This is a genomic window from Citrobacter koseri ATCC BAA-895 (genome assembly GCF_000018045.1).
GTDB classification, from domain to species: Bacteria; Pseudomonadota; Gammaproteobacteria; order Enterobacterales; family Enterobacteriaceae; genus Citrobacter_B; species Citrobacter_B koseri.
Window position 1 is genome coordinate 1,018,424 of record NC_009792.1, and the last position, 24,588, is coordinate 1,043,011.

Consider the following 24,588-nt stretch of genomic DNA (forward strand, 5'->3'; position numbering starts at 1 on the left):
ATTATAATGATTATCAATCTCAGGGGTGTTACCGTTTAGTATGCAGGAAAATGATTTCTTCACCTGGCGACGGAGTATGCTGGTACGCTTTCAGGAAATGGCGACGGCAGAAGATGTCTACACTGAATTACAACATCAGACACAGCAGCTTGAATATGATTATTATGCGCTGTGCGTTCGCCATCCCGTCCCGTTTACGCGGCCAAAAATCTCCGTTCACACCACGTACCCGCAAGCGTGGGTGGCGCATTATCAGTCTGAAAACTATTTCTCTATTGATCCGGTATTAAAGCCGGAAAATTTCCGCCAGGGGCATCTGGCATGGAATGATGCCTTATTTAGCGAAGCGCAGTCGCTATGGGACGCGGCGCGCGCGCACGGTCTACGCCGGGGGGCGACGCAATGCCTGATGCTGCCGAATCGGGCGCTGGGCTTCCTCTCTGTCTCCCGGGCGAGCGCCCGCCATGCGCCGTTTGCACATGATGAAATTGAACTCCGGTTGCAACTGCTGGTGCGTGAGAGCCTGTCGGCGCTGACGCGGCTGGAGGATGAAATGGTGATGACGCCAGAAATGCGCTTCAGTAAGCGAGAGAAAGAGATCCTGAAGTGGACGGCGGAAGGAAAGACGTCATCAGAGATCGCGATGATTCTGTCAATCTCAGAGAACACCGTTAACTTTCATCAGAAAAACATGCAGAAAAAGTTTAACGCGCCGAATAAAACGCAGATTGCCTGCTATGCGGCCGCGACGGGCCTGATCTGAAAAAACGAATGTTCTGCGTGCCAGACGCAAAACCGGCTGAAAGTTTCACTCTCAGCCGGTTTCCTGTTACTGGCGGTAAGCTTGTTTAATTTGCTTAACAGTGCTGGAAAATACCGCGGCCTGCGTTTCATCTTCAATCTGCGCGATCTGTTTTTCCATCTTAAGAATCACGCGCCCTGCGTCGGCTTGCCCCATTGCCTGTAGCATCAGGGTCAACATGGCTTTCAGGCAGGTGACTTCATTGGCCAGTTCTTGATTATTCTCGGCAGTGGAAAAATCAGGCGTACTCATTTATTTTCCTCGTTATGTTTCAGTGAAAAAGTGCGATGGCAAATGTTAAGGCGGCGGAGTATACCATAAGCTGCGCCAAAAATAGCAGTGGTTGTTTTTTGATCGCAAATCAAACCAGCGCCATTAAAATAAACAACGCCTTGCGAGGCATATATTTTCCTCATTTTTTTGTTTACCTCGCGTATTTCGCGCGTTAATTATTGTTACAAAGTTACTTGCCTATTTAGCATTTCGACGGAAGTGAGTGAATTTTTTGTCACTATTCTGAAACTATTATGCAGAAATAGAGGGTAAAAAAGGCCGTTAGCTGTGGGAGTTTCCACGAAGCGTACAATCTAATTTCCAAAAACGAGAGCAAAATCGAATGCCCCACGTTTTTTACGTTTCAAAGTTGAGATAAAACCCGCTAATATAGGGTCGATTAACTATCAGTAGCGTTATCCCTATTCTGGAGATATTCCTTTGATCAACGTTCTTCTTGTTGATGACCACGAACTGGTGCGCGCAGGGATACGACGCATTCTGGAAGATATAAAGGGCATAAAGGTTGTCGGTGAAGCCTGTTGTGGCGAGGACGCCGTAAAGTGGTGTCGCGCGAACGCCGTCGACGTTGTGCTGATGGACATGAACATGCCCGGAATCGGCGGTCTTGAGGCGACGCGCAAAATTGCCCGCTCAAGCGCTGATATTAAAGTGATCATGCTGACGATCCATACGGAAAACCCGCTACCGGCGAAAGTCATGCAGGCCGGAGCCGCAGGGTATCTGAGTAAAGGCGCTGCGCCTCAGGAAGTGGTCAGCGCGATTCGTTCGGTTTTTTCCGGGCAGCGTTATATTGCTTCAGATATCGCTCAACAGATGGCGCTGAGCCAGATTGAGCCTGAGAAAACAGAAACGCCTTTTGCCAGTTTGTCTGAACGCGAGTTGCAGATTATGCTGATGATCACCAGGGGCCAGAAGGTTAATGAGATCTCGGAACAACTGAATCTCAGTCCTAAAACGGTGAACAGCTATCGCTACAGAATGTTCAGTAAACTAAACATTCATGGTGATGTTGAGTTGACTCACCTGGCAATTCGCCACGGCCTGTGTAATGCGGAGACGTTAACAAGCTAGTGAGTGTTCTGTTTGATGCAAAAGCATTTTTAAAAACCGTGACCAGCCAACCCGGCGTTTATCGTATGTATGATGCCGGTGGTACGGTTATTTATGTCGGTAAAGCGAAAGACCTGAAAAAACGGCTTTCCAGCTATTTCCGCAGCAACCTTGCTTCGCGAAAAACCGAAGCATTGGTTGCGCAAATTCAGCAAATTGATGTCACGGTGACGCATACCGAGACCGAAGCGCTATTGCTCGAACACAACTACATCAAATTGTATCAACCGCGCTATAACGTGTTATTGCGCGATGATAAATCCTATCCTTTCATTTTTCTCAGCGGTGACACCCATCCACGCCTGGCAATGCATCGCGGGGCGAAACATGCCAAAGGTGAATACTTTGGCCCGTTCCCGAACGGGTATGCCGTGCGTGAAACCCTGGCCCTGCTGCAAAAAGTCTTTCCCATTCGTCAGTGCGAAAACAGCGTCTACCGCAACCGCTCGCGTCCTTGTCTGCAATATCAGATTGGCCGCTGCCTCGGGCCGTGCGTAGAAGGACTGGTGAGTGAAGATGAGTATGCGCAGCAGGTGGAGTACGTTCGGCTGTTTTTATCCGGGAAAGACGATCAGGTTCTGACCCAATTGATCGCCCGAATGGAAAAAGCCAGCCAGAATCTGGAATTTGAAGAGGCCGCGCGCATACGCGACCAAATTCAGGCTGTGCGCCGCGTTACTGAGAAACAGTTTGTCTCCAATACCGGCGACGATCTGGACGTTATCGGCGTGGCGTTCGATGCGGGTATGGCCTGCGTGCATGTGCTTTTTATCCGCCAGGGCAAGGTGTTGGGCAGCCGTAGCTATTTCCCGAAAGTGCCGAACGGGACGGAACTGGGCGAAGTGGTGGAAACGTTCGTCGGCCAGTTCTATCTGCAAGGCAGCCAGATGCGCACGCTGCCAGGAGAGATCCTGCTGGATTTCAACCTGAGCGATAAAACGCTGCTGGCGGATTCTTTGTCCGAACTGGCCGGGCGGCGCATTAATGTGCAGACCAAACCGCGCGGCGATCGCGCTCGTTACCTGAAGCTGGCGCGAACCAATGCCGCGACGGCGCTGATCAGCAAACTGTCGCAGCAATCGACGATCACGCAGCGTCTGACCGCGCTGGCAAGCGTGCTGAAGCTGCCTGCGGTGAAGCGGATGGAGTGTTTTGACATCAGCCACACGATGGGAGAACAGACGGTGGCCTCCTGCGTGGTTTTTGACGCTAACGGGCCGCTGCGTGCGGAGTATCGTCGCTACAACATTACCGGAATTACGCCGGGCGATGATTATGCGGCGATGAATCAGGTTCTGCGCCGACGCTATGGCAAGGCGATTGAAGAAAGTAAGATTCCTGACGTTATTCTGATTGATGGCGGTAAAGGCCAGCTTGGTCAGGCGAAGGCCGTTTTTGCAGAACTGGATGTGCCGTGGGATAAAAATCATCCTTTATTGTTGGGCGTTGCTAAAGGTGCCGATCGTAAAGCCGGTCTGGAGACGTTGTTCTTTGAACCCGAGGGGGAGGGCTTTAGCCTGCCGCCGGATTCGCCTGCGCTGCACGTTATTCAGCATATCCGCGATGAATCGCACGATCACGCCATCAGCGGGCACCGCAAAAAACGGGCGAAGGTGAAAAACACCAGCACGCTGGAAACTATCGAAGGCGTCGGGCCAAAACGTCGACAAATGCTGTTGAAATATATGGGCGGTTTGCAAGGACTACGTAACGCGAGTGTTGAGGAAATTGCAAAAGTGCCGGGTATTTCGCAAGGTCTGGCAGAAAAGATCTTCTACTCGTTGAAACATTGAGGTCTCTGTAGCAACATAGGGGTAATTTCTCTGACAACAGATAGTTACCCGTCACTATGCAATTTAATATCCCTACGTTGCTCACGCTGTTTCGCGTCATTCTGATCCCATTCTTTGTATTGGTGTTTTATCTGCCATTTACATGGGCTCCCTTCGTTACTGCGCTAATCTTCTGTATCGCCGCCGTGACCGACTGGTTCGACGGTTTTCTGGCGCGTCGCTGGAACCAGAGTACGCGTTTTGGCGCGTTCCTTGATCCGGTGGCGGATAAGGTGCTGGTGGCGATCGCCATGGTGCTGGTGACGGAGCATTATCACAGCTGGTGGGTGACGCTGCCTGCCGCGACCATGATTGCGCGTGAAATTATTATTTCCGCGCTACGTGAATGGATGGCCGAGCTGGGCAAACGCAGTAGCGTGGCGGTTTCCTGGATCGGCAAAGTGAAAACCACCTCGCAAATGGCGGCGCTGGCGTGGCTGCTGTGGCGTCCAAACATTTGGGTGGAATATGCCGGGATCGCGCTTTTCTTCGTTGCTGCCGTGCTGACGCTGTGGTCTATGTTCCAGTATTTGAGCGCTGCACGCGGGGATTTGCTTGATCAGTGATCGTTTCGCCGCAAATTTCAGCAAACGATCGTGGGTGGCGAAAAATATCGTTGACTCGTTGCGTCAGGTAAGTAGAATGCAACGCATCGAACGGCGGCGCAGGTTGCCAGACGATAACAAAATCAAGTGATTAACAAAGTTACTTGATGATGCGGGAATAGCTCAGTTGGTAGAGCACGACCTTGCCAAGGTCGGGGTCGCGAGTTCGAGTCTCGTTTCCCGCTCCAGTTTAAAGACATCGGCAATAGCGGGTGTCTGGCTGAAAAGCCTGAAGAATATGGCGCGTTAGCAAAGCGGTTATGTAGCGGATTGCAAATCCGTCTAGTCCGGTTCGACTCCGGAACGCGCCTCCACTTTCTTCCCGAGCCCGGATGGTGGAATCGGTAGACACAAGGGATTTAAAATCCCTCGGCGTTCGCGCTGTGTGGGTTCAAGTCCCACTCCGGGTACCATGGGAAAGACAAGAATAATCAAAGCAATAAGCAGTGTCGTAAAACCACCTCCGGGTGGTTTTTTTGTGTCTGTCATCTGTTCGCTGATGATCTTGTCTGCCATTCCTTCCCCAATAAGTATCCCTTACTTCGTCAGCCATGTAAGATAATTGCGGGCGAGAGTATTTCACTGAGGAAAAGCGTTATGAAAACAGGACCGTTAAACGAAAGCGAGCTGGAATGGCTGGATGATGTACTGACAAAGTACAATACCGATCACGCGATTCTGGATGTGTCAGAGTTGGATGGTTTACTGACGGCTGTACTCAGTTCGCCGTATGAGATTGAGCCAGAGCAATGGCTGGTCGCGGTATGGGGTGGGGCGCAGTATGTTCCGCGCTGGTCCTCTGAAAAGGAGATGACGCGTTTTATGGAACTGGCGTTTCAGCATATGGCGGATACGGCAGACAGGCTTAATGAGTTCCCGGAACAGTTTGAACCGCTGTTCGGTCTGCGTGAAGTCGAAGGTCATGAGCTGACCATCGTGGAAGAGTGGTGCTTTGGCTATATGCGCGGGGTCGCGCTCTCTGACTGGTCCGCCTTACCGGATACGCTACAACCCGCGCTGAAAGCCATTGCGCTGCACGGTACGGAAGAGAACTTCGCCGTGGTTGAAAAAATGTCACCAGAAGCGTTTGATGAGAGCGTTAACGCGATTCGTCTGGCCGCCCTGGATTTACACGCGTACTGGATGGCGCACCCGCAGGAAACGCCGGTGCAGGTGCCGGTAAGAGCGGAAGTAAAGGTGGGGCGCAACGATCCTTGCCCCTGCGGCAGCGGTAAAAAATATAAACAGTGCTGTCTGCACTAAACACAAAAAAGGGGCTTAACGCCCCTTTTGTTTTATCCCACTTCAGGCAGTAGCCCGGCGGCGATACAGAACTGTACGCCGATCACCACTATCCCACAGGTAAAGACGAGGGCTAATGCCGGAACGCCGCCCGCGACGCGATACGTTGCCTGCGGATTATGCTTCCTGCTTTGCCACGCGAGCAGGGAAGGGATCAGCAACGCCAGCACCGCCAGCGCGACGCCAGCGTATCCCAGCGCCATCACAAAGCCGCGCGGGTAAAAGAGTGCGAACGCCAGTGGCGGCAGGAAGGTAATCGCGCCGGTTTGCAGACGCCCGGCGACGGTGTTGCGTCGCTGGAACAGATCTGCCAGATAATCAAACAATCCCAGCGCCACACCCAAAAACGATGTCGCCAGCGCCAGGTCGGCAAACAGATGCACCGCCAGTTCAACGTGCGGCGAGGCAACCACCTCACGCAAGGCCTGCAACAGGCCATTTAACCCGGCATGATCGGCCAGCAAGCCCATAAAGGTAGAGGAGTTGATACTGCCGAGCGTGGCAAGCTGCCAGAAAATGTATGCCACCAGCGGGATTGCGCTACCGGTGATAAACACCCATCGCAGTTTGCGAATATTACCGTTCATATAGCTGACGATGCTGGGTACGCTGCCGTGAAAACCGAACGACGTAAAAATGACCGGAATTGCTGATAACGCCAGACCCTGTTGCAGCGGCAGCGTAAGCAGATTCACTTTATGAATATGCGGCATCAGCAGCGCCAGCATGGCGATCAGGAAGATAATTTTGGCGCTGAAGAGAAAGCGGTTGAACAGATCAACCAGCGAGGTTCCGACGCACACGACGCCACCGGCAACCACGGTGAACAGCAAAACGCCCATCGCCGGAGACATATCGGCGCCCGTCCAGTCGCTGATGCTTGAGGCCAGCAGCTCGCCAGCCCCGCTGATATAGGCCGCTGTGAGCGCATACATCAGAAACATCATGCTAAAGCCGGTGATCCATTGCCCATAACGTCCGAGGTAGCGTTTTGCCAACGTTCCTAACCCGGTATCTGCCGGAACGTGCTGATATACTTCCAGGAGCAACAGCGCGGTGTAGCACATCAATGCCCATAACCCAATCAATAACGCCAGTGTGACGCTGAAACCAACGCCAGCGGCGGCCAACGGCATCGCCAGCATACCGGCGCCGATAGTGGTGCCCGCCACGATAAAAACACTACCCAGAGTTCTATTTTTCACGCTTTCCTCTGTCCCAGAGATAATCAACGGTTATATCTGCGGCGCAGGGTAAGGCATAACATTATTTTCGTCAAATGACCGTTACAACATGTGTATACCATTGTTTACGAAAATTGGCATGAAGGCGTGCGCCACCACGATTGCATCGGCTGTGCATGTAAACCTGCGTTAGCGCAAAGCGCTATTCACCGGCTCCCGGTAGGCTACAGGCTTTATTGAGGAGGATGTATGGATTCTATTCACGGCCACGAAGTGCTGAATATGATGATTGAGTCAGGCGAGCAGTATTCGAATGCCAGCCTGGAAGCGGCGATTACGGCGCGTTTTGGTGAACAGGCGCGTTTTCATACCTGTTCGGCTGCTGATATGACGGCGGCGGAGCTGGTGGCGTTTCTGGCGGCGAAGGGTAAGTTTATTGCGAAGGATGACGGCTTCTCTACGCACGAAAGCAAGATCTGCCGCCATTGAGCCTAAACGGTGAGGGGGCCTCACCGTTTAATTTTAGTTTTGGGTATCAAGCGTAGACAGTTCTTTATCGATGAAGTACAGACCTTCACCGCTTTTCCCTGCCAGCGTTAATTTATCAATAATAGATTTAAATAACTTCTCTTCTTCATGCTGTTCAGCGACATACCATTGCAGGAAGTTGAATGTCGGATAATCCTGGTTGGTCATCGCGGCATGCGCCAGTTCATTAATTTTCTGCGTAATTAATTGTTCGTGTTCGTAGGTGGCGCGGAACAGTTCATCCAGTGAAGCATATTCGGCAGCAGGCGAAGAGATCGTATTGATGCACGGTAAGCTACCGGTATCGGTCAGATAATCGAACAGGCGCTGCATATGCGTCATCTCTTCCTGCGCGTGACGACGCAGGAACGCTGCCGCCCCTTCAAAGCTATGGTAGCTGCACCATGCGCTCATCTGTTGGTAGAGCAGAGAAGAATATAATTCAAGGTTCATTTGCTCATTCAGTTTGTCGATCATTTCTGTTTTCAGCATGGTTCCGCTCCACAAAGAATCATTATACGTTGATGTGGCGTCACTATAATTTGTTATTTAATTATTTGCAAAAGGTAAAATAATAAATTTAATTATTAAAAATGCGAATGGGAATAAAACGCATTAACGCTATTAAATATAAAAATATGCAATGAGAATAATTAAAGCCAGCAGCGTCATGCTGGCTAAAGATATTAATACCCGCCAACGGATATTGGCTGGATGGCTACGCCCTGACACTGATAAGACAGCGTGATTCTGGTGTTCATGCACAGCGAACCGGCATAAACGCTACAGGTTGACACTGGCTGACCGAATGCGATGGCGTTGGCGTATCCCATCTGCTGACATTCGCGTGTCGCCGTACCGTGCGCAACATAGTCATCCGCGCGCGCCGTTTGCATCATCGCCTGGTTATAACTGAGGCGGACAATCCCGCTTGTCGGGTTGGTTTCACTGACCTGCGCTTGTTTGGTGAGGGTACATCCCGTCAGGGCTATGAGTGAGAGGCCAAGGATAAAGGTTTTCATAATATCGCTCTGAGAATCCGGTGACAGCACATCCTATCTTGAACAGTAGACATTCAATGGCCTGAATAGCTTAAGAATTGCCCATGATTAATCCCAACGACACCGGCTCTTTGTGCGATACGGGAAAAGTGTGAGCACATCTTAATTTTTTAAAACCATTTTTCACTAAATTTGAAAGTATGTTTGCGAGATAGTAATGTGACGTATACGTCAACGACTCACGGCGGGATTTCCCGCGACGCATTCAGGAGAAGACAGAATGAAAATTGCACTGATGATGGAAAACAGCCAGGCAGGTAAAAATGCCACCATTCATCGCGAGCTTAAAGCGGTAGCGGATGAAAAGGGATTCCCTGTTTTCAACGTCGGGATGAGCGATGAAAACGACCATCATCTGACTTATATCCACCTTGGTATTATGGCCAGCATTCTGCTTAACGCCAAAGCGGTGGATTTTGTTGTGACGGGTTGCGGCACCGGGCAGGGCGCGCTGATGTCGCTGAATATTCATCCGGGCGTGGTGTGCGGCTACTGCATCGACCCGGCGGATGCGTTCCTGTTTGCGCAGATTAACAACGGTAATGCGCTTTCTCTGCCATTCGCAAAAGGCTTTGGCTGGGGTGCGGAGTTGAATGTGCGTTTCATCTTTGAAAAAGCATTCACCGGCCGTAACGGGGAAGGGTATCCACCAGAACGTAAAGAACCGCAGGTACGTAACGCGGGCATTCTGAACCAGGTGAAAGCGGCGGTGGTGAAAGAAAACTATCTGGATACGCTGCGCGCCATCGATCCTGAACTGGTGAAAACGGCGGTCTCCGGCCCACGTTTCCAGCAGTGTTTCTTTGACAATTGCCAGGATAAAGAGATCGAAGCGTTCGTTCGCGACATTCTCGGTTAATGTGTCATGTAAGCCGGATAACGCGGCGTTTATCCGGCTTACCGCGTTTGCTTTGCTACCGTTTCTTCTCCTGAATGGGTACTATGGCGGCCTTTCTATAAGGAGCTTACTATGTCCCAACCACTGAACGCCGATCAGGAACTGGTCTCTGACGTTGTCGCCTGCCAGTTAGTTATCAAACAGATTCTGGATGTTATTGACGTTATTGCCCCGGTTGAAGTTCGGGAGAAGATGTCCAGCCAGTTGAAAAACATCGATTTTACCAGCCACCCTGCCGCTGCGGACCCGGTTACTATGCGGGCCATTCAAAAGGCGATTGCGTTGATTGAGCTGAAATTCACGCCGCAGGACGAAGCGCACTAAAGTAAAGCGACTGCGTAACAGCCTCCCGGCACGGGAGGCGTAACGTCGTGGCAATATAGCGGTTAGTGGTGTTGATAGTTGACGACGTTGAGTAAGTGTTTGTCCGTTTGCACCATACACAATCCCGCGCGTTTTGCGCTGCGAACTTCATCGAGAATCGTCTGTAACAGAACGCCATCCTGCTGCTGATCTTTTTCCAGGTCGTGGAGAAAGTTGAGCGTTGGTGCGTCATTCATTGCTTTGGCTTCGTCGGTTAAGCGTGAGAGCGTACTGGCGCGTTGCTGATACTCATCCAGCGTTTTTTGAAATAACTCTTCAAGACAGGTTAACTCTTCGCCGGGAACATCAATGGCTCTCACGATGGGGTTGGCGCCTGCGTTCTTCATAAAATTGAACATGCGCATCATCTGGGTCACATTTCCCTGCGCCTGGGTACGAAGAAAGGTCGCCGTGCCGGTCAGGCTGTGGTCAAAACACCAGTCGCTCAGGTGGAGGTAGAGGTTAGATGCGTAAAATTCAAGGTTCATTTGGGTGTTGAGCTTATGAACCATTCCAGCTGTCGCCATATCAATATCCTTATTTCCAGAAAGGGTGATGCGCGTTACTCATGTATGCGCAATGAATACTGTTAGCAGAATAAATCCGTTCTGCCGGTCCTTTATGTGATCAAAAAGCTGATTCCGTTGCCGATCGAAAATAAGCATAGCGCCAGTACGGCTATAAGAAAATCCTTAAATCCAAATGTTTATATTTTTTTACAGTTTGCTGAAGGTATATCGCTGACGGAGAATGTAAGAATATAACGGATGTTGATATACATGATTGATTTTACGTGATTTTAAATTGATATTTATTTTTGAAATGATGTTTCATATCACAAAAGAAAATACACCGGCGTGTTAGGATCAAATAATTAGCGGGCGAAACAGTTCTGGCCGAAATTATCGACAACGTTTTTTGCGCCAGATCATTTTTGCCCATTATTTTAAATATAACCGAATGAACAATTCGTCATTTCGGTGTGATTAACACGAGTAAAGCGAGGAGTCGTAAATGAAAAAGGTCGCTGTCCTGCTGGCGCCAGGATTCGAAGAAGCAGAAGCCGTGGTCACTATTGATATTCTGCGTCGCCTGAATATTGATGTTGAAACGCTGGCCTGCGCGGAATCTCGCGCGGTAGTGAGTTATCACGATATTCCAATGGTTGCGGACAACACCCTCGCCGGGCGTCTGGACACGTTGTATGACGCCATCGTCTTGCCCGGCGGCCCGCAGGGGAGCGCTAATCTGGCCGCCAGCGCGCAGGTGATCGACTTCGTTTCCCGCCATGACGCTGCGGGTAAATTGATCTGTCCGGTCTGCTCCGCCGCAGCGCGGGTGCTGGGGGGCAATGGTCTGCTGAAAGGGCGCCGTTACGTTTGCTCTGGCGACCTATGGGAAAATGTGACTGACGGTGAATATGTTGATGCGCCGGTCGTGGAAGATGGCAATCTCTTGAGCGGCAAAGGGTTAGGGCATATTTTTGATTTTGCGCTGATGCTGGCTGCTCGTCTGTCAGGGGATGACGCTTCTGTTCGCGATCATGCCGATCATATTTACTATGCCTGGTAAAGCATATTTCCCCGGATGCGCCTGCATTCGGGGACAAGGATTTGCTGGCTGATGTTATGGACTAATCTGCTACCCATTTTTTATTTGTCTGACAAAACCTTCTTTTTTTATGTCATTTTCCGCTGAATTTATGTACGCAATTACTGTAATTCTGCGGTGTGATGCCGCTCTCCTATGGAGAATCAATTTCCCGCTACAACTAACACCAGCACGGGTATCAATCCTTGGCTTTTAAGGTAATACCTTGTTTTACGGCTAAATTACAAAGAATCGTTCGATTTTACCCTACATAAAAGAACGCTAAAGCTGGAGTTAACCATGCACAAATTTACTAAAGCGCTGGCAGCCATCGGTCTGGCTGCCGTTATGTCACAATCCGCTATCGCGGAAACCATGAAGCTCGGTTTTCTGGTGAAACAACCGGAGGAACCCTGGTTCCAGACAGAATGGAAATTTGCCGATAAAGCCGGGAAAGATCTGGGTTTTGAGGTCATTAAAATTGCGGTGCCGGACGGTGAGAAAACCCTGAACGCCATCGACAGCCTGGCGGCGAGTGGGGCAAAAGGCTTCGTTATTTGTACCCCGGACCCGAAACTGGGTTCAGCGATCGTTGCAAAAGCGCGTGGGTATGACATGAAGGTAATCGCTGTGGATGATCAGTTCGTCAACGCGAAAGGTAAGCCAATGGACACCGTACCGCTGGTGATGATGGCGGCCACGAAAATTGGCGAGCGCCAGGGGCAGGAGCTGTATAAGGAGATGCAAAACCGCGGCTGGGATGTGAAGGAAACGGCGGTGATGGCGATTACCGCTAATGAACTGGATACCGCGCGTCGCCGCACGTCCGGCTCGATGGAAGCGCTGAAAGCTGCGGGCTTCCCGGAAAAACAGATCTATCAGGTTCCAACGAAATCCAATGATATTCCCGGCGCATTCGATGCCGCTAACTCTATGCTGGTTCAACACCCTGAAGTGAAACACTGGCTGATTGTCGGCATGAATGACAACACCGTGCTGGGCGGCGTGCGCGCCACCGAAGGTCAGGGCTTTAAGGCGGCGGACGTTATCGGCATCGGCATTAACGGTGTGGATGCGATCAGCGAACTGTCAAAAGCGCAGGCGACAGGATTCTACGGCTCGTTGCTGCCCAGCCCGGACGTACACGGCTATAAATCCAGTGAAATGCTCTACAACTGGGTAACCAAAGATGCGGAACCGCCAAAATTCACTGAAGTGACCGACGTGGTGCTGATCACCCGTGACAACTTCAAAGAAGAACTGGCGAAAAAAGGTTTAGGCGGCAAGTAACACAAATGCCGGATGGCGACGCGAAAACGGCTTATCCGGCCTGCGAATTGCGTATTCAGTAGGCCGGATAAGGCAACGCCGTCATCCGGCAAAATCCTGACTCACGGAGACGTTATGCAACAGCCCACCCCATATCTCTCATTTCGCGGCATCGGGAAAACGTTCCCTGGCGTTAAGGCGCTGACGGATATCAGTTTTGACTGTTATGCCGGTCAGGTGCATGCGCTGATGGGCGAAAATGGCGCCGGGAAGTCCACACTCTTAAAAATTCTCAGCGGCAACTATGCGCCAACCACGGGATCGCTGGCGATCCGTGGGCAAGAGATGACCTTTGCCGACACCACGGCTGCACTGAATGCCGGTGTCGCCATTATTTACCAGGAACTGCACCTCGTGCCGGAAATGACCGTTGCGGAGAATATCTATCTCGGCCAGCTCCCGCATAAAGGGGGGATTGTTAACCGGACGCTGCTCAACTACGAAGCCGGTCTTCAGTTACAACATCTGGGGATGGATATCTCCCCGGATACCCCGCTGAAATACCTCTCGATTGGCCAGTGGCAAATGGTGGAGATTGCGAAAGCGTTAGCGCGTAACGCCAAAATTATCGCTTTCGATGAACCGACCAGCTCGCTCTCCGCCAGGGAGATCGAGAACCTGTTCCGGGTAATTCGCGAACTGCGCAAAGAAGGGCGCGTCATTCTGTATGTGTCGCACCGTATGGAAGAGATCTTTGCACTGAGCGATGCCATTACCGTGTTTAAAGATGGCCGCTACGTTAAAACGTTTACCGATATGCAGCAGGTTAACCATGACGCGCTGGTTCAGGCGATGGTTGGGCGCGATCTCGGCGATATCTACGGCTGGCAGCCTCGCGCCTGTGGCGCAGAGCGGCTGCGGCTGCAAGAGGTGAAAGCGCCGGGCGTTCGCGCGCCTGTCAGCTTATCCGTACGCAGCGGCGAAATTGTCGGCCTGTTTGGTCTGGTTGGCGCCGGGCGCAGTGAATTAATGAAAGGGCTGTTCGGCGGAACGCGCATCACCGGAGGGCAGGTGTTCATTGATGAGCAGCCCATTGATATCCGCAAACCGGCGCACGCGATTGCGGCAGGCATGATGCTGTGCCCGGAAGATCGCAAAGCGGAGGGGATCATTCCTGTGCATTCGGTTCGCGACAATATCAACATCAGCGCCCGGCGTAAGCATGTGCTGGGCGGGTGCCTGATCAATAACGGTTGGGAAGAGAGCAATGCCGAACACCATATTCGCTCCCTCAATATAAAAACGCCAGGTGCTGAGCAACTCATTATGAATCTCTCCGGGGGGAATCAACAGAAGGCGATTCTGGGACGCTGGTTATCGGAAGAGATGAAGGTCATTTTGCTTGATGAGCCGACGCGCGGTATTGATGTCGGCGCAAAACACGAGATCTACAACGTTATTTACGCTCTGGCGGCGCGCGGTGTGGCCGTGCTGTTTGCCTCCAGCGATCTGCCGGAAGTTCTTGGTGTTGCCGACCGTATTGTGGTGATGCGTGAAGGTGAGATCGCCGGTGAATTACTTCACGAACAGGCGGATGAACGGCAGGCCCTGAGCCTTGCTATGCCTAAAGTCAGCCAGGCTGTCGCCTGAGTAAAGGAGAGTAAGATGTCTTCTGTAACTACATCCGGTTCTGGCGCACCTAAGTCGCCGTTTAGCTTCGGGCGTATCTGGGATCAATACGGCATGCTGGTGGTGTTCGCCGTCCTGTTCCTGGCGTGTGCGATCTTTGTGCCTAACTTTGCCACGTTCATCAACATGAAGGGGCTGGGGCTGGCGATTTCGATGTCGGGTATGGTGGCGTGCGGGATGCTGTTTTGTCTGGCGTCCGGCGATTTTGACCTCTCCGTCGCCTCGGTGATTGCCTGTGCCGGCGTCACCACCGCGGTGGTCATCAATATGACCGAAAGCCTGTGGATTGGCGTGGCGGCCGGGCTGCTGCTGGGCATACTCTGCGGACTGGTGAACGGTTTTGTTATCGCGCGTTTAAAGATCAACGCCCTGATTACCACGCTCGCCACGATGCAGATTGTCCGTGGTCTGGCCTATATCATCTCTGACGGTAAAGCGGTAGGGATTGAAGATGAGCGCTTCTTCACCCTCGGGTATGCCAACTGGTTTGGGCTGCCTGCGCCGATCTGGTTAACGGTAGGGTGCCTGGTTATCTTTGGTTTATTGCTGAATAAAACCACGTTTGGCCGCAATACGCTGGCGATTGGCGGGAATGAAGAAGCGGCGCGTCTGGCCGGGGTGCCGGTAGTACGCACGAAGATCATTATCTTCGTTCTCTCCGGGCTGGTGTCGGCGGCGGCGGGGATTATCCTGGCGTCGCGTATGACCAGCGGCCAGCCAATGACCTCCATTGGTTATGAACTGATTGTGATTTCAGCCTGCGTATTAGGCGGTGTCTCCCTCAAGGGAGGCATCGGAAAAATCTCATATGTGGTCGCGGGGGTGTTGATCCTGGGGACGGTGGAAAACGCCATGAACCTGCTGAACATTTCCCCCTTTGCACAGTACGTCGTGCGCGGCTTAATCCTGCTGGCAGCGGTAATCTTCGACCGTTACAAACAAAAGGCGAAGCGCACCGTTTAATGAAATAAACCGTAACTATTTAGTTTAGCTCCTCCCGATAGCCAGCCGCTACCCCGGCTGGCTATTGTCTTTCTAAATGGCGAGCAGCGTCACACTGTCTATACTTACATGGCTAATGGGGCCGATCCGCGCGCCTCAAAAACGATGATTAAGGAGGAGAACAGGGTGGCAGAACCGTTAACCGTATCCCCCGAACTGTCCGCAAACTATGCTTATTTTTTCGATCTTGATGGGACGCTGGCGGAGATTAAACCACACCCGGATCAGGTGGTGGTGCCGCACAATATTCTCCAGCTGTTACACCGCCTCTCGACGCATAACGCAGGGGCGCTGGCATTGATTTCAGGGCGCTCAATGGCTGAACTTGATGCGCTCTCAGCCCCCTTTTGCTTTCCCCTCGCCGGGGTGCATGGGGCGGAACGCCGTGACATCAATGGTAATACCCATATCGTGCGCCTTCCGCAGGCGATAGCACGCGATGTCAGCGCGCAGCTGCACGCCGCGCTGGGAAATCTTCCAGGGGCGGAACTGGAAGCGAAAGGCATGGCCTTTGCGCTGCATTACCGGCAGGCGCCGCAGCATGAGGCGACGTTGCTGGCGCTGGCGCAGCACATTACGCAGAAATGGCCACAGCTTGCGCTTCAGCCGGGTAAATGCGTGGTGGAGATTAAACCGAAAGGCGCGAACAAAGGGGAGGCCATTGCCGCGTTTATGCAAGAAGCGCCATTTGCAGGGCGTATCCCTGTCTTTGTGGGCGATGACTTGACGGATGAGGCGGGCTTTGACGTCGTCAATAATTTGGGAGGGATTTCAGTCAAAGTGGGTGCCGGGGCGACCCGGGCAACAGGACGTCTGGCAGGCGTTCCTGAGGTCTGGCGCTGGCTGGAAGAAATTAACAATCCACAACAAGAAAAAAAATTAATGAATGACAGGAGAGATGGCTATGGGTCGTTTAGTCGTAGTATCTAATCGAATTGCTCCCCCGGATAATAAAGGCGGCGCGGGTGGCCTGGCAGTTGGCGTACTGGGCGCATTGAAAGCGGCGGGCGGATTGTGGTTCGGCTGGAGTGGCGAGACGGGCAACGAGGATAAGCCGTTAAAAAAGGTCACACGAGGCAATATGACCTGGGCGTCTTTTAATCTGAGCGAGCAGGACTACGAGGAATATTATTGCCAGTTTTCGAATGCGGTCTTATGGCCTGCCTTCCATTATCGACTCGATCTGGTGCAGTTCCAGCGCCCCGCGTGGGAAGGGTATTCACGGGTGAATGCGCTGCTGGCGGATAAGCTGCTGCCCTTACTGAAAGATGACGATATTATCTGGGTTCATGACTATCATTTATTGCCGTTTGCCAGTGAATTGCGCAAGCGGGGCGTGAATAATCGCATCGGCTTTTTCTTGCATATCCCTTTCCCGACGCCGGAAATTTTCAATGCTTTGCCGCCGCATGATACGCTGCTGGAACAACTGTGTGATTTTGACTTACTGGGATTCCAGACGGAAAACGACCGCCTGGCGTTTCTGGACAGTCTGTCAAGTCAGACCAGAGTAACCACGCGCGGCAGTAAGAGCCATTCGGCATGGGGGAAATCCTTCCGCACTGAGGTCTATCCTATTGGCATTGAACCTGACGAGATCGCACAACAGGCTTCCGGGCCGTTACCGCCGAAACTGGCGCAGCTAAAAGCGGAGCTGAAAAATGTGCAAAACATTTTTTCCGTTGAGCGTCTGGATTACTCCAAAGGATTACCGGAGCGTTTCCAGGCGTATGAAGCGCTGCTGGAGAAATACCCCCAGCACCACGGGAAAATTCGCTACACGCAGATAGCGCCGACCTCGCGCGGTGAAGTGCAGGCTTATCAGGATATCCGCCACCAACTGGAGACGGAAGCAGGGCGTATCAACGGTAAATATGGACAGCTTGGCTGGACGCCGCTCTACTATCTTAACCAGCACTTTGATCGCAAGCTGCTGATGAAGGTGTTCCGCTACTCGGATGTCGGGTTAGTGACCCCGCTGCGGGATGGCATGAATCTGGTCGCGAAAGAGTTTGTCGCCGCGCAGGACCCGGCAAATCCCGGCGTTCTCGTTTTGTCGCAGTTTGCCGGTGCGGCGAATGAGTTGACGTCCGCGCTCATTGTTAACCCTTATGATCGGGATGATGTGGCCGTAGCGCTCCACCGCGCGTTGACCATGCCGCTTGCCGAACGCATTTCACGCCACGCGGAAATGCTTGAGACGATTATTAAAAATGATATTAATCACTGGCAGCAACGGTTTATTCGCGACCTAAAGGATGTCGCGCCACGTAGCGCAGAAACGCTGCATCGCAATAAGGTCGCCACCTTCCCAAAGCTTGCCTGACGCCCGCTAATCACCGGCAAGCGGAACCAGCAATACATCAACTTCACTGGCGCTAACGACACTTTTCGCTGAGCAGGACGCTCGCGAAAAGAAGCTGTGATTATGATTGCCGCAAATGACCAAATCCACCTGCTGCTTACGACACACATCCAGAATATGCGCGCTTAACTCCCCGTAAGTAATGAATGTTTGTTCAATCGGGTAGTCTGCCTTCGCACTCAGTTTGTCGAGAAAATCCTGCGTCTCTTCATGCATCACCTCCCGCAAATCTTCCAGCATGGGGGCGGCGAATTGATTATACAGCTCGGGATCAGAGGCGAGGGTAATCAGGCTAATGCGGGCATTGACGGGACGAGCAATGGAGACAGCTTTCGCTAACAGCTGCTGACTTTCGGGGGTAACGGCGACGGCGACAAGAATATGCGTATAGCTCATAACTCGCTCCTTATTGCAAGAATATGAGGTTTCTTCTTCAGCTTTACTCTGTTTAGTCGAATTCTGCAATGTTTTCCTGTGACGATAGTGTGAAGGTTATCATAATAATTCATTAATTATTCTTATAAATGGAATAGTGGCATAACGCACATTGTAAACGTTATTGCGCGCTTTAACTTAAATCGACCAATTATGAAAACAAAATGTTAATTACGATGTAACAAAAATTAACTTGTTATGCATCATAGATACCGTCTATTGGTTAACCCTGCTTAATATTTAAGTGGTTGTTTAGAAACGATTAAATTATTTTACGTCCCCGACAGGAATATTCAGGAAGGGGGATATTTTCAGATGTTATTTTAACGGTGCTAAACATAACGCATGAGTGATTATTTACGCACATATTCGTGTATCTGGAATAGAAAAACTGAACGAAAGGCTAAAAAATAATCAAAATAAAAGTTCAACTGATGGATTTATGTTAAGTATTTGGATGATTTATGTGATCTGGATCACATATTTCTCAAATTCGCAGCCCGGCTCCGTTGTATGTGTTCGTGCTGACGAGTAGAGTTGCGTCGAATTAGGAAAAATCTTAGGCATTTTGTAATAAATCATGTAAACGTGTAAAAACCTGACACCCCATTAAGGGGGGTTTTACTGTATGCATCGGTGCCTGGGCGTGGCTATGCATTTGACCTTTTTGCTTTTTTTACCGGGGATTCCCGGCGACATCACGGGGTGCGGTTACACCGCATAAAAATAAAGTTGGTTATTCTGGATGGGAACAATGCATACATCCGAGTTGCTGAAACACATTTATGACATCAATCTGTCATATTTACTCCTTGCACAGCGTCTGATCGTTCAGGACAAAGCATCCGCGATGTTCCGCCTTGGTATCAGTGAAGAGATGGCGAACACGTTGGGTACTCTGACTCTTCCACAAATGGTTAAACTGGCCGAAACAAACCAGCTGGTATGTCATTTCCGTTTTGACAACCACCAGACAGTTACCCAGCTGACCCAGGATTCTCGCGTTGACGATCTTCAGCAAATTCATACCGGTATCATGCTTTCAACACGCCTGTTACACGATGTGAATCAGGCCGATGATGCGGCGCGTAAGAAAAGGGCTTGATGATGAGTGAAAAAAGCATTGTTCAGGAAGCTCGCGATATCCAGTTAGCGATGGAATTGATCTCTTTGGGCGCCCGTTTGCAAATGCTGGAAAGCGAAACGCAGTTAAGTCGTGGTCGCCTCATCAAATTATACAAAGAGTTACGCGGCAGTCCTCCGCCAAAAGGTATGCTTCCTTTTTCAACGGACTGGTTTATGACATGGGAGCAAAACATTCATGCCTCCATGTTTTGCAACGCCTGGCAGTTCTTACTCAAAACCGGTCTGTGCAGCGGCGTGGATGCGGTCATTAAAGCGTACCGTCTGTATCTGGAACAGTGCCCGCAGGCGGAAGACGGGCCATTGTTGGCGTTAACACGCGCATGGACGCTGGTGCGTTTCGTGGAAAGCGGGCTGCTTGAATTATCGACCTGTAATTGCTGTGGCGGGAATTTTATTACCCATGCGCATCAGCCTGCGGGGAGTTTTGCCTGTAGTTTGTGCCAGCCGCCGTCCCGCGCAGTAAAAAGACGTAAACTTTCCCAAAATGCTGCCGATATTATTCCACAACTGCTGGATGAACAGATCGAACAGGCTGTTTAACCGATACGGTGTGGACAAACACTCCAGCAGCGGTAAGTAATTACCGCTGCTTTTTTTGCCTTGCCGACGTGTTATTCGCCCGACTGTACATCCTGTTTTAGTCAACAGCGGAAGGATGATGTCGTGCTTATCTTATTAGGTTACCTGGTAGTTCTCGGTACAGTTTTCGGTGGTTACATGATGACCGGCGGACACCTTGGAGCACTCTATCAACCGGCTGAATTCGTCATCATCGGTGGTGCGGGGATCGGGGCATTCATTGTCGGTAACAACGGCAAAGCGATCAAAGGGACGTTAAAGGCGCTCCCGTTACTGTTTCGTCGTTCGAAATACACAAAAGCGATGTACATGGATTTGCTGGCGTTGCTCTATCGCCTGATGGCCAAATCGCGTCAGCAGGGGATGTTCTCGCTGGAACGTGACATTGAAAACCCGAAAGAGAGTGAAATTTTTGCCAGCTATCCGCGTATTCTGGCCGACGCGGTCATGCTTGATTTTATCGTCGATTATCTGCGCCTGATCATCAGCGGCAACATGAATACCTTTGAAATTGAGGCGCTGATGGATGAGGAAATTGAAACCCACGAAAGCGAGGCGGAAGTTCCTGCCAACAGCCTGGCGCTGATGGGCGATTCATTACCGGCATTTGGTATCGTTGCGGCGGTCATGGGGGTTGTCCATGCGCTGGCTTCCGCCGATCGTCCGGCGGCTGAACTGGGGGCGCTGATCGCCCATGCGATGGTGGGGACATTCCTCGGGATTTTATTGGCCTATGGGTTTATCTCGCCACTCGCCAGCGTGCTGCGTCAAAAGAGCGCTGAAACCACCAAAATGATGCAGTGCGTAAAAATCACACTGCTTTCTAACCTGAACGGTTATGCGCCGCCGATCGCCGTCGAATTTGGTCGTAAAACATTGTATTCCAGCGAACGTCCTTCGTTCATTGAACTGGAAGAGCACGTACGCGCAGTGAGAAACCCGAACCAGCAGCAGACGACGACCGAGGAAGCATGAAGAATCAGCCCCATCCAATTATCGTCGTAAAACGGCGGAAACATAAGGGTCACGGCGGGGCGCATGGCTCCTGGAAAATTGCTTACGCCGACTTTATGACGGCGATGATGGCTTTTTTCCTCGTCATGTGGCTGATTTCTATCTCCAGTCCTAAAGAATTGATTCAAATTGCCGAATATTTCCGTACGCCGCTGGCAACAGCGATAACGGGCGGACATCGCATCGCGAACAGTGAAAGTCCGATCCCCGGCGGCGGCGAGGACTACACCCAGCAGCAGGGTGAAGTGAACAAGCAACCCAATATTGATGAACTGAAAAAGCGTATGGAGCAGAGCCGTCTGAGCAAATTGCGCGGCGACCTGGATCAGCTGATTGAGTCCGATCCCAAATTGCGCGCATTGCGGCCGCACCTGAAGATTGACCTGGTTCAGGAAGGGCTGCGCATTCAGATTATCGACAGCCAGAATCGCCCGATGTTTAAGACGGGCAGCGCAGAGGTTGAACCTTACATGCGTGACATTCTGCGTGGTATTGCGCCGGTGTTGAACGGTATTCCTAACCGCATCAGCCTTTCCGGTCATACGGATGATTTCCCGTACGCCAGCGGCGAACGGGGATACAGCAACTGGGAATTGTCGGCCGACCGCGCCAATGCCTCGCGTCGCGAGCTGGTGGTTGGCGGTCTGGATGATGGAAAAGTATTACGGGTGGTAGGCATGGCCGCCACGATGCGTCTGAGCGATCGCGGTCCTGATGACGCCATCAACCGCCGTATAAGTCTGCTGGTGTTGAACAAGCAGGCAGAAGAGGCCATTTTGCATGAAAACGCTGAAAGCCAGAATGAGCCGGTAAGTGTCTTACAACAGCCAGCGGCACTCCCGCCGGTAAGCGTTCCCACATCGCCACCAGCCAATCCGAGGTGATAGCGTGAGCATGGATATTAGCGATTTTTATCAGACATTTTTTGATGAAGCTGACGAGCTGTTGGCTGACATGGAGCAGCACCTGCTTGATTTGGCGCCTGAAGCCCCGGACTCTGAGCAACTGAATGCCATTTTTCGTGCGGCGCACTCCATTAAAGGCGGCGCAGGTACTTTCGGCTTTACCGTTTTGCAGGAAACAACCCACTTGATGGAAAACCTGCTGGATGAAGCCCGGCGCGGTGAGATGCAGCTCAATACCGACATTATCAACCTGTTTTTGGAAACGAAAGATATTATGCAGGAACAGCTCGACGCCTATAAAAGCTCGGAAGAGCCGGATGCCGCAAGCTTCGAATATATCTGCAACGCGTTACGTCAGTTAGCGCTCGAGGCGAAAGGGGAAACCGCTCCGGCGGTGGTTAACGCTGCCAAACTGAGCGTCGTCGACGGTACGGCGATACAGGAAGAGACAGTCGCACAGGAAAACAGCGCGGAAGAGAGCAAACTGCGCGTGGTTCTTTCGCGCCTGAAAGCCAATGAAGTCGATCTGCTTGAAGAAGAGTTGGGCAACCTGGCCACCTTAACGGATGTGGTGAAAGGCGAGGATTCGCTGTCCGCGACCCTCGACGGCACGATTGCGGAAGATGACATCATTGCGGTGCTCTGCTTTGTGATTGAAGCCGATCAGATAGCCTTTGAGACGGTCTCCTCAGCCCCGGTCGCGCAGGTCGAGGAGCCTGTTGCTGTGGCAACTACGCCGCAACCGACCGCAGTGGTTCCTGTTGCCAAAGCCGCCGCCAGCGAACCGCAGTCCGGGCGCGCCGAGCGTGAAAAGCCGGCCCGTGAGCGAGAGTCAACCAGTATTCGCGTGGCGGTTGAGAAAGTAGACCAGTTGATCAACCTGGTCGGCGAACTGGTGATTACTCAGTCAATGCTGGCCCAGCGTTCTAATGAACTGGACCCGGTTAATCATGGCGATCTCATCACCAGCATGGGTCAGTTACAACGTAACGCCCGCGATCTGCAAGAGTCGGTGATGTCGATTCGTATGATGCCGATGGAGTACGTCTTCAGCCGCTTCCCGCGTCTGGTGCGCGACCTGGCGGGTAAACTGGGCAAACAGGTCGAACTGACCCTCGTTGGCAGCTCGACGGAACTGGATAAAAGTCTGATTGAACGCATTATCGATCCATTAACCCACCTGGTGCGCAACAGCCTCGATCACGGTATCGAGATGCCGGAAACACGCCTTGAAGCCGGGAAGAATGCGATCGGTAATCTGATCCTCTCCGCTGAACACCAGGGCGGCAATATCTGCATTGAAGTGACCGATGACGGCGCGGGGCTGAATCGCGAGCGCATTCTGGCGAAAGCTGTCTCTCAGGGGATGGCGGTCAACGAAAACATGACCGATGAAGAAGTGGGCATGTTGATTTTTGCGCCGGGCTTCTCCACCGCCGAGCAGGTGACGGATGTTTCCGGTCGCGGCGTGGGCATGGACGTGGTGAAACGTAACATCCAGGAGATGGGCGGCCACGTTGAAATCCAGTCGAAGCAGGGGACGGGCACCACCATTCGCATTCTGCTGCCGCTGACGCTGGCTATTCTGGACGGGATGTCCGTCCGCGTGGCGGGCGAAGTGTTCATTCTGCCGCTGAATGCGGTAATGGAATCGCTGCAACCGCGTGAAGACGATCTGCACCCGCTGGCCGGAGGCGAGCGCGTACTGGAAGTGCGCGGCGAGTATCTGCCGCTGGTGGAACTGTGGAAAGTCTTTGATGTCGTTGGCGCCAAAACTGAAGCCACGCAGGGCATTGTGGTGATCCTGCAAAGCGGCGGTCGCCGTTACGCACTGCTGGTTGATCAGCTTATTGGACAGCACCAGGTGGTAGTGAAAAACCTGGAAAGCAACTATCGCAAGGTGCCAGGCATTTCTGCGGCGACGATTCTGGGCGACGGCAGCGTGGCGCTGATCGTTGATGTCTCCGCATTGCAGGGTTTAAACCGTGAACAACGTATGGCGATCACAGCCGCCTGATTGATTGAGAAAGGTAATTATATGACCGGTATGAGTAATGTAACCAAACTGGCCGGCGAGCCGTCAGGTCAGGAATTCCTGGTATTTACACTGGGAGATGAAGAGTACGGTATCGACATCCTGAAAGTGCAGGAGATCCGTGGCTACGATCAGGTCACGCGCATCGCTAACACGCCTTCTTTTATTAAAGGGGTGACGAACCTGCGCGGCGTGATTGTGCCGATTGTCGATCTGCGCGTGAAGTTTTGCCAGGGCGACGTTGAGTATAACGATAACACGGTGGTCATCGTGTTGAATCTGGGACAACGCGTGGTAGGGATTGTGGTGGACGGCGTGTCTGACGTGCTGTCGCTGACGGCGGAGCAAATTCGCCCGGCGCCGGAGTTTGCCGTTACCCTGTCTACGGAATATCTGACCGGTCTGGGCGCGCTTGGCGAACGTATGTTGATCCTGGTGAACATTGAGAAACTGCTGAACAGCGATGAGATGGCGCTGCTTGATATCGCCGCTTCCCACGTTGCATAACCGTTGACTGCCTGTGCCGGATGACGCTTCGCTTATCCGGCCTACGGGTGAGGCGCGCTCTGTTTGTGCC

At 52.0% G+C, this 24,588-nt stretch carries 27 protein-coding genes and 3 tRNA genes; 23 read left to right on the forward strand and 7 right to left on the reverse strand.

The features are described 5' to 3' along the window. The first annotated feature begins 40 nt into the window (after positions 1-40). A complete protein-coding gene (gene sdiA, locus CKO_RS04485) occupies positions 41-763 on the forward strand; it encodes a quorum-sensing transcriptional regulator SdiA (RefSeq protein WP_012131930.1) in 723 nt (240 codons plus the stop codon). A 66-nt stretch (positions 764-829) separates the two neighbouring features. Here the strand turns inward: sdiA and CKO_RS04490 are convergent, their stop codons facing one another. Then, complete coding sequence (locus CKO_RS04490) at positions 830-1,054, reverse strand: DUF2594 family protein (protein ID WP_012131931.1); 225 nt, start codon at positions 1,052-1,054, stop codon at positions 830-832. Between the two features lie 19 nt (positions 1,055-1,073). After that, positions 1,074-1,121: a hypothetical protein gene (locus CKO_RS23775; protein WP_418222342.1), complete on the reverse strand. Its 48-nt coding sequence runs from the start codon at positions 1,119-1,121 to the stop codon at positions 1,074-1,076. A gap of 395 nt (positions 1,122-1,516) precedes the next feature. Between CKO_RS23775 and uvrY the strand changes: the two genes are divergently transcribed. The 7 genes from uvrY to CKO_RS04525 all read left to right on the forward strand — a co-directional run bounded on the left by uvrY (position 1,517) and on the right by CKO_RS04525 (position 5,909). After that, positions 1,517-2,170 carry a UvrY/SirA/GacA family response regulator transcription factor gene (gene uvrY / locus CKO_RS04495; RefSeq protein WP_012131932.1) on the forward strand — a complete coding sequence of 218 codons (654 nt, stop codon included), beginning with the start codon at positions 1,517-1,519 and terminating at the stop codon, positions 2,168-2,170. Next, entirely contained in the window at positions 2,170-4,002 is a 1,833-nt protein-coding gene (gene uvrC / locus CKO_RS04500) for an excinuclease ABC subunit UvrC (RefSeq protein ID WP_012131933.1), read from the forward strand. The genes uvrY and uvrC overlap by 1 nt, the downstream gene beginning before the upstream one ends. Positions 4,003-4,058: 56 nt before the next feature. Further along, positions 4,059-4,607 (forward strand): CDP-diacylglycerol--glycerol-3-phosphate 3-phosphatidyltransferase, encoded by a 549-nt coding sequence (pgsA, locus tag CKO_RS04505; protein WP_012131934.1) that lies wholly within the window; start codon positions 4,059-4,061, stop codon positions 4,605-4,607. A 151-nt stretch (positions 4,608-4,758) separates the two neighbouring features. Continuing rightward, positions 4,759-4,834 (forward strand) — tRNA-Gly (locus CKO_RS04510). A gap of 52 nt (positions 4,835-4,886) precedes the next feature. Beyond that, positions 4,887-4,960: transfer RNA gene (locus CKO_RS04515), tRNA-Cys, on the forward strand. Positions 4,961-4,972: 12 nt separating this feature from the next. Beyond that, positions 4,973-5,059: transfer RNA gene (locus CKO_RS04520), tRNA-Leu, on the forward strand. Positions 5,060-5,243: 184 nt separating this feature from the next. Next, on the forward strand, positions 5,244-5,909 hold the full coding sequence (locus CKO_RS04525) for a YecA/YgfB family protein (protein WP_012131936.1): 666 nt from the start codon (positions 5,244-5,246) through the stop codon (positions 5,907-5,909). A 32-nt stretch (positions 5,910-5,941) separates the two neighbouring features. Here CKO_RS04525 and tyrP read toward each other — a convergent pair whose 3' ends face one another. Continuing rightward, positions 5,942-7,153 carry a tyrosine transporter TyrP gene (tyrP, locus tag CKO_RS04530; RefSeq protein ID WP_024130240.1) on the reverse strand — a complete coding sequence of 404 codons (1,212 nt, stop codon included), beginning with the start codon at positions 7,151-7,153 and terminating at the stop codon, positions 5,942-5,944. A gap of 228 nt (positions 7,154-7,381) precedes the next feature. On the opposite strand from tyrP, the gene CKO_RS04535 reads away from it, so the two are divergent. Beyond that, complete coding sequence (locus tag CKO_RS04535; protein ID WP_012131938.1) at positions 7,382-7,621, forward strand: YecH family metal-binding protein; 240 nt, start codon at positions 7,382-7,384, stop codon at positions 7,619-7,621. A gap of 33 nt (positions 7,622-7,654) precedes the next feature. Here CKO_RS04535 and ftnA read toward each other — a convergent pair whose 3' ends face one another. Both ftnA and CKO_RS04545 read right to left on the reverse strand, forming a co-directional pair. Next, positions 7,655-8,152, reverse strand: coding sequence for a non-heme ferritin (ftnA, locus tag CKO_RS04540; protein WP_012131939.1), 498 nt, complete (start codon positions 8,150-8,152; stop codon positions 7,655-7,657). 194 nt (positions 8,153-8,346) lie between these two features. Next, positions 8,347-8,682, reverse strand: coding sequence for a YecR-like family lipoprotein (locus tag CKO_RS04545; protein WP_012131940.1), 336 nt, complete (start codon positions 8,680-8,682; stop codon positions 8,347-8,349). A 259-nt stretch (positions 8,683-8,941) separates the two neighbouring features. Between CKO_RS04545 and CKO_RS04550 the strand changes: the two genes are divergently transcribed. Further along, entirely contained in the window at positions 8,942-9,580 is a 639-nt protein-coding gene (locus CKO_RS04550; protein ID WP_012131941.1) for an RpiB/LacA/LacB family sugar-phosphate isomerase, read from the forward strand. 111 nt (positions 9,581-9,691) lie between these two features. Next, entirely contained in the window at positions 9,692-9,943 is a 252-nt protein-coding gene (yecJ, locus tag CKO_RS04555) for a DUF2766 family protein YecJ (RefSeq protein ID WP_012131942.1), read from the forward strand. A 62-nt stretch (positions 9,944-10,005) separates the two neighbouring features. Here the strand turns inward: yecJ and CKO_RS04560 are convergent, their stop codons facing one another. Continuing rightward, positions 10,006-10,509, reverse strand: a complete 504-nt coding sequence (locus CKO_RS04560; RefSeq protein ID WP_012131943.1) for a non-heme ferritin-like protein — start codon at positions 10,507-10,509, stop codon at positions 10,006-10,008. A 487-nt stretch (positions 10,510-10,996) separates the two neighbouring features. Between CKO_RS04560 and CKO_RS04565 the strand changes: the two genes are divergently transcribed. From CKO_RS04565 to otsA, 6 genes are all read left to right on the forward strand, one after another. Continuing rightward, the gene (locus CKO_RS04565; RefSeq protein WP_012131946.1) at positions 10,997-11,554 is read left to right on the forward strand and encodes a DJ-1/PfpI family protein; all 558 of its coding nucleotides are present in this window, start codon (positions 10,997-10,999) and stop codon (positions 11,552-11,554) included. 318 nt (positions 11,555-11,872) lie between these two features. Next, positions 11,873-12,862, forward strand: a complete 990-nt coding sequence (gene araF, locus CKO_RS04570) for an arabinose ABC transporter substrate-binding protein AraF (RefSeq protein WP_012131947.1) — start codon at positions 11,873-11,875, stop codon at positions 12,860-12,862. Between the two features lie 114 nt (positions 12,863-12,976). Then, a complete protein-coding gene (gene araG / locus CKO_RS04575) occupies positions 12,977-14,491 on the forward strand; it encodes an arabinose ABC transporter ATP-binding protein AraG (RefSeq protein ID WP_024130241.1) in 1,515 nt (504 codons plus the stop codon). Between the two features lie 15 nt (positions 14,492-14,506). Continuing rightward, positions 14,507-15,493 carry an arabinose ABC transporter permease AraH gene (araH, locus tag CKO_RS04580; protein ID WP_024130242.1) on the forward strand — a complete coding sequence of 329 codons (987 nt, stop codon included), beginning with the start codon at positions 14,507-14,509 and terminating at the stop codon, positions 15,491-15,493. 165 nt (positions 15,494-15,658) lie between these two features. Next, complete coding sequence (otsB, locus tag CKO_RS04585; RefSeq protein WP_024130243.1) at positions 15,659-16,462, forward strand: trehalose-phosphatase; 804 nt, start codon at positions 15,659-15,661, stop codon at positions 16,460-16,462. Next, a complete protein-coding gene (otsA, locus tag CKO_RS04590) occupies positions 16,437-17,858 on the forward strand; it encodes an alpha,alpha-trehalose-phosphate synthase (RefSeq protein ID WP_024130244.1) in 1,422 nt (473 codons plus the stop codon). The genes otsB and otsA overlap by 26 nt, the downstream gene beginning before the upstream one ends. A 6-nt stretch (positions 17,859-17,864) precedes the next feature. Here otsA and uspC read toward each other — a convergent pair whose 3' ends face one another. Further along, positions 17,865-18,293 carry a universal stress protein UspC gene (uspC, locus tag CKO_RS04595; protein ID WP_012131952.1) on the reverse strand — a complete coding sequence of 143 codons (429 nt, stop codon included), beginning with the start codon at positions 18,291-18,293 and terminating at the stop codon, positions 17,865-17,867. Between the two features lie 793 nt (positions 18,294-19,086). On the opposite strand from uspC, the gene flhD reads away from it, so the two are divergent. From flhD to cheW, 6 genes are all read left to right on the forward strand, one after another. Further along, entirely contained in the window at positions 19,087-19,437 is a 351-nt protein-coding gene (gene flhD / locus CKO_RS04600; protein WP_024130245.1) for a flagellar transcriptional regulator FlhD, read from the forward strand. A gap of 2 nt (positions 19,438-19,439) precedes the next feature. Beyond that, on the forward strand, positions 19,440-20,018 hold the full coding sequence (flhC, locus tag CKO_RS04605) for a flagellar transcriptional regulator FlhC (protein ID WP_024130246.1): 579 nt from the start codon (positions 19,440-19,442) through the stop codon (positions 20,016-20,018). Positions 20,019-20,141: 123 nt separating this feature from the next. Next, the gene (motA, locus tag CKO_RS04610) at positions 20,142-21,032 is read left to right on the forward strand and encodes a flagellar motor stator protein MotA (RefSeq protein ID WP_024130247.1); all 891 of its coding nucleotides are present in this window, start codon (positions 20,142-20,144) and stop codon (positions 21,030-21,032) included. Continuing rightward, positions 21,029-21,955: a flagellar motor protein MotB gene (motB, locus tag CKO_RS04615; RefSeq protein ID WP_012131957.1), complete on the forward strand. Its 927-nt coding sequence runs from the start codon at positions 21,029-21,031 to the stop codon at positions 21,953-21,955. The genes motA and motB overlap by 4 nt, the downstream gene beginning before the upstream one ends. Positions 21,956-21,959: 4 nt before the next feature. Next, positions 21,960-23,993 (forward strand): chemotaxis protein CheA, encoded by a 2,034-nt coding sequence (gene cheA / locus CKO_RS04620; protein WP_024130248.1) that lies wholly within the window; start codon positions 21,960-21,962, stop codon positions 23,991-23,993. A 21-nt stretch (positions 23,994-24,014) separates the two neighbouring features. Next, the gene (gene cheW, locus CKO_RS04625) at positions 24,015-24,518 is read left to right on the forward strand and encodes a chemotaxis protein CheW (protein WP_024130249.1); all 504 of its coding nucleotides are present in this window, start codon (positions 24,015-24,017) and stop codon (positions 24,516-24,518) included. Positions 24,519-24,588 lie beyond the last annotated feature (70 nt).